Genomic DNA, 13,872 nt, shown 5'->3' on the forward strand with positions numbered 1-13,872 from the left:
CTTTTGGTGCGCAGAAAATCCATGCTATACTTACGATGAATAGTGAGGAAGGTGCGTATGGGACATTTGCTGGTCACGATATTTCTGAGTCCGGTAACGGTGTGTGGGTTACTCGTGGCACTTTTTTGGCGCGAACATCGGATCAGGCAAGAACGAGCGGTGTTTGGGACCAGTATCGACCGTCACTGGACGAACTGGTGGGCGGGCCTGCTTGGGGGATCGGCTGTGGGCTGATTCTCAGTCTGATGTTGGTCCTCTTAGGGGCAACTTTGCCCCAGCCCGTCATGCTGATGTCTGGTCTTCTTGAGGTGCTGGCGTTGCTGCTCTCGGGGCTGGGGTTTGCGCCATGGTTTTTGGCGCTTGCCGGTCTGATCGTGGTGCTGCCGGCCTGGTTCGGGCCAGTGCCTGCCCCTGCGCGCTGGCTGGCGGTTATGTGGCCATGGTCGCGCTGGTGTGGTTGGCCAATGCGCTGCTGCTGCGCTTTCTGAATCCTGCGGTTGATGTGCCCAAGCTGCGACCGGGCAAGCGTGGGGCGCGCATCGCGACTTACAGTCGGCGGCAGTGGTACTGGCTGCCGTTGGTGCTGCCGGTGCCTGGCGACTGGCTGCAGGCGTTTGGGTGGTGGCCAACTTTGGGCATCGGGGCGACTCGTTTTGCCTTGGTTGGGCTGCCGCTGATTGTCGGCGCGGCCTTGACCACCCGCAAGCAGCTGCCGACGCGGGCCACCGATGCGTGGGCGTGGCAGTACTTGGGGGCCGGACTGGTTGCCTTGATTGTGGCCGGCTTGGTGTACTGGCGGCCGGCCGCCGGTCAAATGGCCATTTTTGCTTTGGCGGCGCTGGGCTGCATTCTTGGGCTCGCCAACTGGGCGGCGACCCGGCGCGGCACTGGCCTGATTTCACAGACCAGCACCGGGGTTCGAATCGTGGCGGTGCAGCCGGACACCCCGGCCAGCAAGATGGGTCTTGTCGCAGGCGACATTGTCCTGACCTGCAACCATCAGGCCGTCCACACGGAAAATGAACTATACGCGGCGCTCCAAACGTCTCCGACCTACTGCCGGCTGAAGGTGATGCGGCTTGACGGCGCCATCCGACTGGCCGAAACAGCGGTTTTTAACGGCGTCCCGCACGAACTGGGAATGATCACATTTGCGGAGGAACAAGCATGAAAAAGATTCTTGTCGTCGATGATGAACCAGCAATCGTCACCCTGCTTCAGTACAATTTGGAGAAGGAGCACTACGACGTGACCACTGCGGAAGATGGGGATACAGCGCTCAGCCTGGCTCTGCAGCAAAGCTTTGATTTCATCATTTTAGATCTAATGCTGCCCGGCCTGGATGGGCTTGAGGTGACCAAAAAGCTGCGGGCCGCCAATTTAGAAACACCGATCATGATCCTGACGGCCAAGGATAGTGAAACGGATAAGATTGTGGGGCTGGAGCTTGGCGCTGATGACTATGTGACCAAGCCGTTTTCGCCGCGTGAAATCATTGCGCGGATCAAAGCCATTGAACGCCGCGTGGATAAGCCGCGCCAAAGCGGGCCTAAACCGCCTGCGCAAGCATTGGTGGTGGGTGAGCTGACCATTGACCCCGAAAATTACCGCGCCAGCAAGGCTGGGGTCCGCTTGCAACTAACCCCCAAAGAGTTCGAACTGCTAGTGTACTTTGCTAAGCGGGTGGGCAAGGTGCTTTCCCGCGATGCCCTTTTGAATGGGGTCTGGGGGTTTGAGTATCCGGCCGAAACGCGGATGGTCGACATTCAGGTCAGCCACTTGCGCGATAAAATCGAGAAGGATCCGAAGCATCCGGATTACATCAAAACGGTGCGCGGGTTCGGTTATCAGATGGAGGCGCCTCATGAGTAAGCATGTGCGTCGAATTGCCTGGGTTAGCATACTCGCTATCGCAGGCTTTTTTTTGCCCTGTGGGTCGCCATTGATCGCGTGTTGTACACCCAGCAGGGGACCCACTTGGCGGCGCTTTACCAGACGTTCAGTGACGATCAGCCTGGCACTGCCTCGACCAAGCAACTGGCGATGGACAACCACGTGACCTTTACGGTGCTCAATGGCCGGGAAAGCGGCACGCGGGCCAGGCTACTGACGAAACTGGTGGATCAGCAGCGAACGATTCTCGGCCACAGTACGACGATGACAGTCAACGGCCAGTCGGAGCAGGTTTACGTTGGCCGGCGCCACAATCAGTTCGTCGGCGTCTGGCAAAAAAGGGCAACGCTGTTCAGCGTGGCGCCGGCGGTGGCCTGGGGGATGATTGGGGTGGCGATTCTTGGGCTGGTCGCACTGCTCGCTTGATGGCGCGGCGTCACCGGTACTGGACGGGGCATTTGGCGAAAATGACCAGCAACCTGGCGCGCATCGAGGCCGGTGGTGCCCCTGAACCAATCATTCTCACGCCTGATTCGCCGTTTTTGGCGATGGGGAAGCAAATCGAGTCGCTTCACGCGGCCACGCAAACCCTGCAGTCCCAGGTGGAGATCCGCCAGGCCACGTTCGGCCGCCTCATCGATCATCTGCCGCTTGGCGTCATGCTGCTGGATGCAAACCGCCAGGTGCTGCTGGCTAATTCCGCCATGGCGGAGTTGGTCGGGCACCCGATTCAGGAGACCAAGCACGATTATTTTGACGACATCAAAACTTACCGCCTGGCGCGCATGATCGAGCATACTTACCGCAATCAGAAGACGCACCATAAGGAGCTGACCATGCTGAACACGCAGAAGTCGGTCGATGCCAGTGTGATTGCCTTAAACCGCGGCACTGCCGAGCTGCAGGTGTTAGTCATCTTGTACGACGTGACCTACCTGCGCCAGGTCGAGCAAATGCAGCTGGACTTTGTCGGCAACGTGTCGCACGAGTTAAAGACGCCGGTGACTGCGATTAGCGGGTTTGCCGAGACCCTGCTGGCCGGCGCAAAAGACGACCCCAAGACGTTGGACCAGTTTCTGCAGATCATCTACGACGAAAGTTCTCGCCTGACCCAGCTGATCACCGACATTCTGACCCTTTCCCGGCCTGATTCAGGGCAAGCTCAGGCCAAGGCAGTGAACGTGCTGGACCTGGTGAATGACGCGCTGAAGAGCCTGAAACAGCCGATTGCCGAAAAAGGGCTTGAGGTGAAGACGGATGTGCCTAAAGACCTGACCATCACCACTGTCCCTGCTAAATTTTCTCAAGTGGTCAGAAACCTCTTGAACAATGCGGTGTTCTATAATCGCAAAGACGGCGTCGTCACCGTGACCGCAACGGCGGACGAAAAGAATCTGAAGCTGAGCGTCCAAGATACGGGCATCGGGATCGCGGAGAACGATCAGGAACGCATTTTTGAGCGCTTTTACCGGGTCGATAAAGCCCGCAGCCGCCACAATGGCGGGACCGGCTTGGGCCTTGCCATTGTTCACGACATGGTGATGCAACTTGGCGGTGAGGTCACATTGGCCAGTCAGGTGGGCGTTGGGTCGACCTTTACGGTGAGTCTGCCGTTGGCTGATTTACCCAGGTTTTACAAATGATGCGGCAACAATTTACATCACATTGATACACTTTTCTTGTTATGGATTAACGCGAAAGCAACCACAACTGGGCCGATGACGGTCGTGGAGGGGTGAACATGAAAAAGCGCCATTTATTGTTATTCGCCTTAGCCGGACTTCTGGCCTTGGCCGGGTGTGGGACGAGTCAGAGCAGCGGCGAGTCGATCACGGCGGTCGGCTCAAGTGCGCTGCAACCGCTGGTGGAAGCCGCGGCTGAGCAGTATCAGACCGATCACACAGGCGTGTTCATCAACGTGCAGGGAGGCGGCACAGGGACCGGCCTGTCGCAGATTCAGCAAGGCGCAGTGGAAATCGGCAACTCAGACCTGTTTGCCGAGGAAAAGCCTGGGATCAACGCGGGCAAACTGGTCGATCACAAGGTGGCGGTCGTGGGCATCACCCCCATTGCCAACAAACAGGTGGGGGTCAAAGACCTCACCGTCGTCCAGCTCCGGCGTCTGTTCACTGGCGAGATCACGAATTGGAAACAGGTCGGTGGCAAAGACCTCCCAGTCGTCGTGGTCAACCGCGCCCAGGGGTCGGGGACTCGTGCGACCTTTGAACGGTGGGTCCTTGGTGATCGCCAGCCGATGCCGGCGCAGGAGCAGGACTCGACCGGGATGGTCCGGTCGATTGTGGCCAGCACGCCAGGGGCCGTTTCTTACGTGGCGTTTTCCTATGTTGATGCCACGGTCCAGGCATTATCGCTCAGTGGGGTCAAGCCGACGGACCAAAATGTTACGACGAACGATTGGCCGATTTGGTCTTACGAGCATATGTACACCAAGGGTCAGCCCAAGGGCTTGACCAAACAGTTCCTGGCGTACATCCAAAGCCCGCAAACGCAAAAGCGGTTGGTCGGCAAGATGGGTTATATCCCGATCACCGCGATGAAGGTCACGCGGGATGCCAAGGGGAACGTGATCGCCGAGCAGGGGGAAAAGAACAATGGATCCAATTAAAGCGGCAATGCTTAAACGCTCCCGTTCTGCCAAGCTTGAGCGGCGGGGGAAGCTGATCAGCCTGTTTTGTATCAGTCTGATCGTGATCGTTGTGGTCGCGATTTTCTTCTTTGTCGCGTCCCGCGGGCTGGCCACTTTTTTTGAAGATAAGGTGAACCTGTGGTCGTTTCTCAGTAAAAGTGTTTGGTCGCCCTCTGTGAAGGATGCGCACGGTAATCCCCAAGTTGGGGCGCTGCCGATGATTGTTGGCTCGTTCGGGGTGACCTTCCTGTCCGCGGTGGTGGCCACTCCTTTTGCCGTCGGTGCGGCGATCTTCATGACGGAGATTTCACCTAAGATGGGCAAAAAGATCCTCCAGCCGGTGATCGAATTACTGGTTGGCATTCCCAGTGTGGTATACGGCTTCATCGGTTTGTCGGTGGTCGTCCCGGCGATTCGCCACGTGTTCGGGGGCACCGGCTTTGGGATCCTGGCGGGCACTTTTGTTCTGTTTGTCATGATCCTGCCGACGGTGACCTCGATGACGGCGGATGCCTGAACGCCGTGCCGCGCTATTACCGCGAGGCCAGCTTGGCGCTCGGCGCCACGCGCTGGCAAACCATCAGTCGCGTGGTTTTGCGCGCCGCCCTGCCAGGCATCCTGACCGGGGTCGTCTTCGGCATGGCGCGGGCGTTTGGTGAGGCGCTGGCGGTGCAGATGGTCATCGGGAACGCGGCGCTTTTGCCGCACAACTTGATCAGCCCGGCCTCGACCTTGACTTCAGTTCTGACCTCCGGCATTGGGAATACGGTCATGGGGTCGCTGGAAAACAACGCCCTGTGGTCGCTGGCGCTGTTGCTACTGCTGATGTCTTTGGCCTTTAACCTCGTGATTCGGTGGATCGGGAAGAAAGGAGAGATGAAACGATGAACGCCAAGCAAAAAGATCGGTTGGCCACCGCGGTGCTGTACGGCATCGCCGTGCTCATCGTTTTGATCCTTGCCAGCCTGCTGGGCTACATTTTGGTTGAGGGGCTGCCTCATGTGTCATGGCACTTTCTGACTAGTCCGGCCAAAGCGTTTGAGGCTGGCGGTGGGATCGGGATTCAGTTGTTCAACTCGTTTTACTTGCTCCTGCTCGCGATGCTGATCTCGGTACCGATTTCACTTGGCGCCGGCATTTACCTGGCCGAGTATGCCAAGGCCAACCGGCTGACCGACATTATTCGCACCGCAATCGAGATCCTGAGCTCGTTGCCGTCGGTGGTGGTTGGGTTGTTCGGGTTTCTGGTCTTCGTGCTGCAATTCCAATTTGGCTTCTCAATTTTGTCCGGCGCACTGGCGCTGACGATGTTCAACCTGCCGCTGCTGACGCGGAACATCGAGGATTCTCTTCGGCAGGTGGACTTTGCGCAGCGCGAAGCGGGCCTGGCCCTGGGCCTGTCACGCTGGGAGACCGTGATTCACGTGGTGATTCCCGAGGCGCTGCCGGGTATCATCACGGGGATGATTCTCGGCGCCGGCCGGGTCTTTGGCGAAGCCGCGGCGTTGATTTACACCGCTGGCCAAAGCGCGCCAGCCCTCAATTTCGGCGACTGGAATCCATTAGATATTGCCAGCCCCTTGAATATTTTCCGGCCGGCTGAGACGTTGGCTGTGCACATCTGGAAAATCAATTCAGAGGGCATTCAGCCCGATGCGGCCGCGGTGTCTGCCGGGGCCAGTGCCGTGTTGATCCTCGCAGTGTTGCTGTTCAACGTCTTGGCCCGTTTTCTGGGGCAACGCCTGTACAAAAAAAATGACCGCCGAATAAGGCAGAAAGGTCGCCACATGAACAATTATTCTTTAACCGATACCTTTATCAGGCCATTTGACGACAATCAGGAAATCGCCCTGGCAACGCATGACGTCAAGGTGTTTTACGGTGACAATGAGGCCCTTCACGGGGTTTCCTTACCGTTTGAACGCTACAAGATCACTGCCTTGATTGGGGCTTCCGGCTCCGGCAAATCCACTTTTCTGCGGTCGCTCAACCGGATGAATGACACCATTGAAGGCACGCGGGTCACCGGCCAAATCATGTATCGCGGCGTTGATATCAACTCCCAGCAGGTCGATGTTTACGAAATGCGCAAGCACATCGGCATGGTGTTTCAGCGGCCCAATCCGTTTGCCAAATCGATTTACGACAACATCACGTTTGCTCCGCGCCGCTTTGGCGAGCACAATAAGGAAAAGCTGGATCAGTTAGTCGAGCAGAGCCTTAAGGACGCTGCACTTTGGGACCAGGTGAAAGATGACCTCAACCAGAGTGGGCTGGCCCTTTCCGGCGGCCAGCAGCAGCGGCTGTGCATCGCCCGCGCCATTGCCATGAAGCCTGATATTTTGCTGCTGGACGAACCGGCGAGTGCGCTTGATCCGATCTCCACCTCGGTCGTGGAAGACACGTTGCTGCAGCTGAAGGCACACTACACGATCATTATCGTGACGCACAACATGCAGCAGGCGGCGCGAATCAGCGACTACACCGCGTTCTTTTATTCCGGGACGGCCATTGAGTACGATGAGACCAGAAAAATTTTCACGCGGCCAAAGATTCAGGCGACGGACGATTATGTTTCTGGCCACTTTGGCTAGCAGGAGGCGCCCATGAAAAATCAAGTGATCACCAGCAAAGACGTTCACTTGTTCTACGGCAAGTTTGAGGCACTGACGGGCATTGATCTGGACTTCAATGAGCACGAGATCACGGCCATGATCGGCCCCAGCGGCTGTGGCAAGTCGACTTACCTGCGGATCCTGAACCGCATGAACGACCTGATTCCAGGTGTCAAGATCACCGGGGAGATTCGGTTGGAAAATCAGGATATCTACGCGCCGGACACCGATGTGGTCGCCTTGCGCAAACGCGTGGGGATGGTGTTTCAGCAGCCCAATCCGTTCCCGTTCTCCATCTACGACAACGTGGTCTACGGGCTGCGCCTGGCCGGGGTCAAGGACCGCGCGACGTTAGACGCGGCTGTTGAGGCCAGTCTGAAGCAGGCGGCCATTTGGGACGAGGTCAAGGACAACCTTCACGACAGCGCGCTGTCACTTTCCGGGGGCCAGCAGCAACGGGTCTGCATTGCCCGGGTCTTGGCCGTGCAGCCGGAAGTCATTTTGCTCGATGAGCCGACCTCGGCGCTGGACCCAATTTCTAGCACCCAGATTGAAAATATGCTGCTGGAGCTGCGCGATCAGTATACAATCATCATTGTGACGCACAACATGCATCAGGCATCGCGAATTTCCGACAAAACCGCGTTTTCCTTCAAGGTCGGTTGGTCGAATTCGATGACACGAAAAAAAATGTTTCTGAACCCGAAGGAAAAAGAAACCGAAGACTACCTGAGCGGCCGTTTCGGCTGAGTTCGGGCCAAGGAGGGAATCGTCATGCGGCGACTATTTTCAGATGAGCTTAATGACCTACACGCACGTTTTTCGGAGATGGGCATGATGGTCAACGAGGCCATTTTTGACTCGGTGAAGGCCTTCGTTAATCACGATAAGACGCTGGCCCATGCTGTGATCGATCACGACTTTCACATCAACAAGCGAGAGGTGGACCTGGAAAAACGCAGCTTTGAGATGATTGCGCTGCAGCAACCCGTGACGTCCGATTTGCGCATGATCGTGACAATCATGAAGGCGAGTTCCGACTTGGAGCGCATGGGCGATCACGCCGTGTCCATCGCCAAGTCCACGATTCGCGTCAAGGGTGAGACGCGAGTGCCTGAAATCGAGCAAGTGATCGCGCAAATGGCGGCCGCGGTCAAGGAGATGGTCGAGCAGGTGCTCGATGCCTACGTCAAGGAAGACGTTGATGCGGCCCGGCAAATCGCTGAGGAGGACCACGGCATTAATGATTTTTCCAGCCAAATCTACTATCTGTGCATCGACGAAATGACCCGTGATGCGGATACCATCGTTGGCTCGATGGATTATATGTTGGTTTCCTCGTACCTGGAGCGAATCGGCGACTACGTGACCAACATCTGTGAGTGGATCTTGTACCTCAAAACCGGCAAGTTGCTGGAACTCAATTCGAATGCGAAAGAAGACGGCTTCTAATCTGCATGAAAGGCGGGGAAACCGCCTTTTTTCGTGTCCTCTGCCCGCCTCCTGCGCCTTGGGCTGGGGGTAAAATCAACCTTAGGACCTATGCATTTTTGGCCAGGACCGACCATACTATAACTACAAGCAGTAGTCAGAAACCCTGGAGGTAAATCTCATGAATGAACGTGAACGGATCCTAGACTTAGTTAAACAAGGTGTGATCACGAGTGAAGAGCGTTGGTCCTCTTAGAGAACCTGGCCAAGAAGCAGAGCGCCCCACAGGGCAAGCAGTCTCAGCCTGACGCGACAACCGGCCAGACGCAGGCGGCGCCTGACGAAGACTCGGCCCTCACCAAACTAAATACTAAAATCGCGGAAGTCAGTGGCAGTTTGGACGCCACGAGCAATCAGATCAAGAAAACTCAGGCCAAGGTTGCCGCGAACAAGGAGCAGATCATTGTGCTCGACACGATGGAGGACCTTGACACGTTGACCGCGGCGAAATACGAAGAGCGCGGGACGTTGAAGCGGGAAAATGCGCAGTTAGGTGAGAAGTTGGTGCAACTTGCTGATCAGCAGGAACAGCTGCGTCAGACGCTCGCGGATCTGCACCGCCAGAAGCGCCAGCTGACTAAGCAAAGCCTTGCCGGCATCTTGCCAGACGACTGGCAGGATCAAACCAAGGATGCCTTGAACGATTTAGGCAAGACCGTCAGCGTGACGACGAACCAAATCGGGTCGATGGTCAAGAAGACCGTCAGCTCCGTTCTTGATAACGTGGATTGGAAAGACGTGAACATTAAGGTCCCGGGGCTGGCGACAGAGAAGTTCAGCCACACCTTTAGCTACCCGGACAGTCAGGCATCGATCATCGACGTTAAGGTGGCCAATGGTGATGTGACCCTAGTAGAAGGCGACGGCCGCGATGTGGTCATTCAAGCCGACATCAAGCTTTATGGTAAAATGGCCGGCGAGTCGCCGCTCCAGTCGTTTCTCGACCGGAGTCGGGTCGAAGTGACAGATGATCACCTCATTTTCCAAGTGCCGAACAAGCGGATTCAGGCGGATCTCATCATTACCGTGCCCAAGCGCGATTACGACCATGTTTCGCTGCGACTGCTGAACGGCAACCTAAAGGTCAACGCGCTTTCTGGCAAGGACTTTTTCGCCAAGAGCACGAATGGCGACCTGACGTTTTCAGGGTTGACTGCGGTCATGCTGGAAACCGAGGGCGTCAATGGCAGCGTGAAGGTCAACGGCCAAGTTCACGACTTGGTGGTTGACGCCGTCAATGGCGACATTAAATTTAAAGGCGACGCGAAGACGCTGGAACTCAAGACCGTTAACGGGACGATTCGGACCACACTGGTGAGCGACTTCAAAGCGCTGACAGCAAGCTCAGTTAACGGTGATGTGAAGCTTGCCATGCCGGCCAGCGTTGCGGTGACCGGCGAGGCGCGGACTCGGTTTGGCAGCATTAAGAGCCGAATGAGCGGCGTTGAAGCTGATGCGAAGACCAAAGCGCTGTCGCTTGACCGGCCTGGCACCGGCGCCGGCACCTTGAAGGCCAGCGTGTCCTCAGGCACGATTCAGCTCAAAGACACCGACTTATCGAAGTAAAGGGGTGACATGATGCCACTGTTGTTCTTACCAATCATTCTGATCATTGTGGGGATCGTGTTAGTCCTAGTGATTGGGTTCAGCTTCTTCATTGGGATCGCCTTGTTGCATATTCTGATCTGGCCGGTCCTGATTGGCTTGCTGATTTGGTGGCTGGTCCGGCGGCAGTCAGGCCACACCAGTCGGTCGCGGCGCCACGATCACCGCGACTGGCAGGAATACATCAAGCCGGGGCCGAAACCTGCCCAGCACGTCAAGGAAGAATCTCATCATGAGCGGCAGGCGCACCATGATGACTGGAGTGATTTTTAATGGGTTTTATCCGCAAAGTCATTTTGACCATGGTCGTGTTCATTGTTTACGCCGAGCTGCTGCCCAATCAGCTGTACGTGGCTGATTGGCAGGCGGCGCTCACCGGGGCAGTGATTCTCGGCCTGCTGAACGGGCTGCTCAAGCCGATTTTAAAACTACTGACCTTTCCACTGACCATTCTCACCCTGGGGCTGTCGCTGCTGGTGCTTAACGCGCTGATGGTCGTCTTGATGACTCAGGTCGTGCCGGGGATCACGTTTTTTCAGCTTTGGTAGTGAATTGATTTTTGCTTTGGTGGTCAGTATCGTAAACGCGACGCTGGGTGAGCCCAGAAAGGACCGCTAAGCTAGAGCCAGGCAGGATTGCCTGGCTTTTTTCTGATGGGCGCGGCCCTGTTAAGTTGCCAGCAGTGATGATACACTATTAACAATGAGTGAAAGGCGGGGTGGATCCAATGGCAGACCAAGTCTCAGTCAAGCAGCTGGTCAAAGACATTAACTTACTCGTGTATAGTGGTGAACCGTACTTAGCAGAGCGCCAGGTGGTCGTCAGCGATATTTCGCGGCCAGGCCTCGAGCTGACCGGTTACTTTAACTATTATCCCCATGAACGGATTCAACTTTTCGGGCGCACCGAAAGTGCCTTCGCGCGTAACATGACCGCTGCCGAGCGGCTGGTGATTCTTAAACGCATGGCGGCCGAAGATACGCCGGCGTTCTTGGTGTCGCGCGGGATCGCACCGCTGCCGGAAATGCTGGAGGCGGCCGATGCGGCCCACGTGCCGGTACTAGGCTCAAAGCTGCCGACGACGCGACTGTCCAGCTTGCTGACGGACTACCTTGAAAGCCGTCTGGCCGAGCGGCAAAGCATGCATGGCGTTTTGGTCGACCTTTACGGTTTGGGGGTCATGATCACGGGTGATTCCGGGGTCGGCAAGTCGGAAACCGCGCTGGAGCTGATTCAGCGCGGCCACCGGCTGATTGCGGACGATCGCGTGGATGTCTACCAGAAGGACGAGCAAACGATCGTCGGCGAGGCGCCAGCCATTTTGTCCCACCTGCTGGAGATTCGCGGCCTGGGCATTATTGACGTCATGAACCTGTTCGGCGCCGGTGCGGTGCGGTCGCATGCCAACATTGATTTAATCGTCCACTTGGAGAATTGGACGAAGGACAAGCAGTTTGACCGCTTGGGCTCCGGCGAACAGAGTCAGCAGATTTTTGACGTGAGTGTGCCGAAAATCACCATTCCGGTCAAAGTCGGGCGGAACCTGGCCTCGATCATTGAGGTCGCGGCGATGAACTTCCGCGCCAAATCGATGGGCTACGACGCCACGAAGACGTTTGAAAACAATTTGAATCAGTTAATTAAATCAAATGAACAGGCCGATCGGGCAGACGCCAAGGATTCGACCGATAGCGAGGGATAGTATGATTGCAGCTTTAAATCCAATTGCACTCAGGCTCGGCGGGCTCGAGATCCACTGGTACGGTGTGATTATTGCCTGCGGGGTCCTGCTGGCCGTGTGGCTGGCGACACGTGAGGCGAACGCCCGCGGGATCGGGGAAGATCACATCATCAACCTTGTCCTGTGGGCGTTGCCGTTTGCGCTGATCGGCGCGCGGTTGTATTACGTGGCCTTTGAGTGGCCGTATTACAGTGCACATCCCGATCAGATCATCGCGATTTGGAACGGCGGAATCGCCATTTACGGCGCGCTGATCGCGAGTGTTATTGTTTTCCTGATTTACTGCCGGGTAAAGTGGCTGCCAGCCTGGCTCGTGTTGGACATCGCTGCGCCAACCGTTATGATCGCGCAAAGCATCGGGCGCTGGGGCAACTTCATGAACCAGGAGCCTTCGGGGCCAAGACCACGCTAACCTACCTGCGCGGCTTGCACCTGCCTGAGTTCATCATTCAGCAGATGAACATCGGTGGTGCGTACCGGCAGCCGACTTTCCTGTACGAATCCATGTGGAATCTGATCGGCTTCGTGCTGATCATGAGCGTCCGGCGCCACAAGGGCTGGTTCAAGCGCGGCGAAATTGTGCTCAGTTACGTCATGTGGTACAGCTTTGGCCGCTTCTTTGTTGAAGGCATGCGGACGGACAGTTTGTACCTGATGCCTGGGCTGCGCGTGTCTCAGCTGCTTTCGGTGGTCTTGTTTGTGGCCGCGTTAGGGCTTGTGATTTGGCGGCGCCACAAGAATGTGCCATGGTACATGGACGGCTTTTCCCTGAACAACTTATAGGAGTGATCTTTTGACTGATAAAATTGCGGTACTCGGCGCCGGTTCTTGGGGCACGGTACTGGCCAACCTGTTGGTGGAAAACGGCTTGAACGTCGCGCTTTGGACCCACAATCCCAAACAGATTCCCGAAATCAATGAGACGCACCACAATCAGCACTACTTGCCTGATTTTGTGTTGCACGATTGTTTGCGCGCGACGACTGATCTGGCGGCGGCCGTTGCTGGGGCCACGGTGATTTTATTTGTGGTGCCGACCAACGCGATTCGCAGCGTGGCCGAGCAAGTCGCGCCGTTGTTAACAGATCAACAGCCAATCATTGCCCATGCGGCCAAGGGCCTGGAGCTTAACACGAAGCTGCGGGTGTCTCAGGTCCTGACCGCCGTGCTGCCCAAAGGCGCCTTCCGCGGGCCGGTGGTGATCTCCGGGCCGAGTCACGCGGAGGATGTCGCAACCAGGGATATCACGACGCTGACCGTGGCGTCGACGGACCTGCAAGCGGCGCAGACGGTCCAGAAGCTGTTCATGAACGACTATTTCCGGCTTTATACCAACACCGACGTGCTCGGCGTCGAGCTGGGCGCGGCACTGAAAAATGTGATCGCGATCGGGGCCGGTGCGCTGCACGGCTTGGGTTACGGTGACAATACCAAGGCCGCGTTAATGACGCGGGGCTTGGCCGAAATTACTCGGCTTGGCACGCACATGGGGGCGAACCCGATGACGTTTATCGGCCTGTCTGGCGTCGGGGATCTAATCGTCACCTGCACCAGTGTCCACAGCCGCAACTGGCGGGCGGGCAACGCGTTGGGCCAAGGCGAAAAGTTGCCCGATGTGTTGGCGCACATGGGCATGGTGGTCGAAGGCGTCTCCACCGCGAAGGTCGTGCACGAGCTTGCCAAGGATCAGGACTGCGACATGCCGATTTCCGAAGGCATCTACCAAGTGCTGTATCAAGGCGCGCCAATTAAAACCGTGATCACTGACCTGATGGCGCGAGAAGGCAAGCCGGAATTTGATTTTGGCCTGACTTTACAAAATGCCTCGAAGCAGGTATAGTGGCTTAAGACTTACAAAACGTAAGCAAAATGCTGCGAAG

At 56.7% G+C, this 13,872-nt stretch carries 14 protein-coding genes and 3 pseudogenes; all 17 read left to right on the top strand.

The genetic code is table 11. The annotated features are described in order from the left end of the window. Positions 1-125: 125 nt before the first annotated feature. The 17 genes and pseudogenes from JCM13995_RS14825 (at position 126) to JCM13995_RS01360 (ending at position 13,832) form a co-directional block, all read left to right on the top strand. Complete coding sequence (locus JCM13995_RS14825) at positions 126-488, top strand: hypothetical protein (protein ID WP_162230892.1); 363 nt, start codon at positions 126-128, stop codon at positions 486-488. Continuing rightward, positions 440-1,171, top strand: a complete 732-nt coding sequence (locus JCM13995_RS01290; protein WP_162230893.1) for a PDZ domain-containing protein — start codon at positions 440-442, stop codon at positions 1,169-1,171. The genes JCM13995_RS14825 and JCM13995_RS01290 overlap by 49 nt, the downstream gene beginning before the upstream one ends. Then, positions 1,168-1,872, top strand: a complete 705-nt coding sequence (locus JCM13995_RS01295; RefSeq protein WP_054661700.1) for a response regulator transcription factor — start codon at positions 1,168-1,170, stop codon at positions 1,870-1,872. The genes JCM13995_RS01290 and JCM13995_RS01295 overlap by 4 nt, the downstream gene beginning before the upstream one ends. A gap of 105 nt (positions 1,873-1,977) precedes the next feature. Beyond that, complete coding sequence (locus tag JCM13995_RS17950; protein ID WP_156314274.1) at positions 1,978-2,319, top strand: hypothetical protein; 342 nt, start codon at positions 1,978-1,980, stop codon at positions 2,317-2,319. 41 nt (positions 2,320-2,360) lie between these two features. Then, entirely contained in the window at positions 2,361-3,536 is a 1,176-nt protein-coding gene (pnpS, locus tag JCM13995_RS01300) for a two-component system histidine kinase PnpS (RefSeq protein WP_173581552.1), read from the top strand. A gap of 98 nt (positions 3,537-3,634) precedes the next feature. Then, a complete protein-coding gene (locus tag JCM13995_RS01305) occupies positions 3,635-4,519 on the top strand; it encodes a phosphate ABC transporter substrate-binding protein PstS family protein (protein ID WP_054661703.1) in 885 nt (294 codons plus the stop codon). Continuing rightward, positions 4,506-5,428, top strand: a pseudogene (pstC, locus tag JCM13995_RS01310) (phosphate ABC transporter permease subunit PstC). Before JCM13995_RS01305 ends, pstC begins: the two are co-directional and overlap by 14 nt. Then, positions 5,425-6,294: pseudogene (gene pstA / locus JCM13995_RS01315) on the top strand (phosphate ABC transporter permease PstA); the annotation flags it as partial. The pseudogenes pstC and pstA, both read left to right, overlap by 4 nt. 33 nt (positions 6,295-6,327) lie before the next feature. Next, positions 6,328-7,134, top strand: coding sequence for a phosphate ABC transporter ATP-binding protein PstB (pstB, locus tag JCM13995_RS01320; protein WP_054661760.1), 807 nt, complete (start codon positions 6,328-6,330; stop codon positions 7,132-7,134). Positions 7,135-7,146: 12 nt separating this feature from the next. Further along, positions 7,147-7,905 (top strand): phosphate ABC transporter ATP-binding protein PstB, encoded by a 759-nt coding sequence (gene pstB / locus JCM13995_RS01325; RefSeq protein ID WP_054661706.1) that lies wholly within the window; start codon positions 7,147-7,149, stop codon positions 7,903-7,905. 24 nt (positions 7,906-7,929) lie between these two features. Then, on the top strand, positions 7,930-8,607 hold the full coding sequence (gene phoU / locus JCM13995_RS01330) for a phosphate signaling complex protein PhoU (protein ID WP_054661709.1): 678 nt from the start codon (positions 7,930-7,932) through the stop codon (positions 8,605-8,607). A 222-nt stretch (positions 8,608-8,829) separates the two neighbouring features. After that, on the top strand, positions 8,830-10,212 hold the full coding sequence (liaX, locus tag JCM13995_RS01335; protein WP_225350626.1) for a daptomycin-sensing surface protein LiaX: 1,383 nt from the start codon (positions 8,830-8,832) through the stop codon (positions 10,210-10,212). Between the two features lie 21 nt (positions 10,213-10,233). Then, positions 10,234-10,524: a hypothetical protein gene (locus JCM13995_RS01340; RefSeq protein WP_162230894.1), complete on the top strand. Its 291-nt coding sequence runs from the start codon at positions 10,234-10,236 to the stop codon at positions 10,522-10,524. Then, complete coding sequence (locus JCM13995_RS01345; protein WP_225350627.1) at positions 10,524-10,799, top strand: phage holin family protein; 276 nt, start codon at positions 10,524-10,526, stop codon at positions 10,797-10,799. The genes JCM13995_RS01340 and JCM13995_RS01345 overlap by 1 nt, the downstream gene beginning before the upstream one ends. A gap of 179 nt (positions 10,800-10,978) precedes the next feature. Beyond that, positions 10,979-11,953, top strand: coding sequence for an HPr(Ser) kinase/phosphatase (gene hprK, locus JCM13995_RS01350; protein WP_054661715.1), 975 nt, complete (start codon positions 10,979-10,981; stop codon positions 11,951-11,953). 1 nt (position 11,954) lies between these two features. Further along, positions 11,955-12,775, top strand: a pseudogene (lgt, locus tag JCM13995_RS01355) (prolipoprotein diacylglyceryl transferase). A gap of 10 nt (positions 12,776-12,785) precedes the next feature. After that, positions 12,786-13,832 (top strand): NAD(P)H-dependent glycerol-3-phosphate dehydrogenase, encoded by a 1,047-nt coding sequence (locus JCM13995_RS01360; protein WP_054661718.1) that lies wholly within the window; start codon positions 12,786-12,788, stop codon positions 13,830-13,832. Positions 13,833-13,872 lie beyond the last annotated feature (40 nt).

Origin of the sequence: Lacticaseibacillus camelliae DSM 22697 = JCM 13995, from assembly GCF_001311195.1 — a bacterium.
GTDB lineage: Bacteria > Bacillota > Bacilli > Lactobacillales > Lactobacillaceae > Lacticaseibacillus > Lacticaseibacillus camelliae.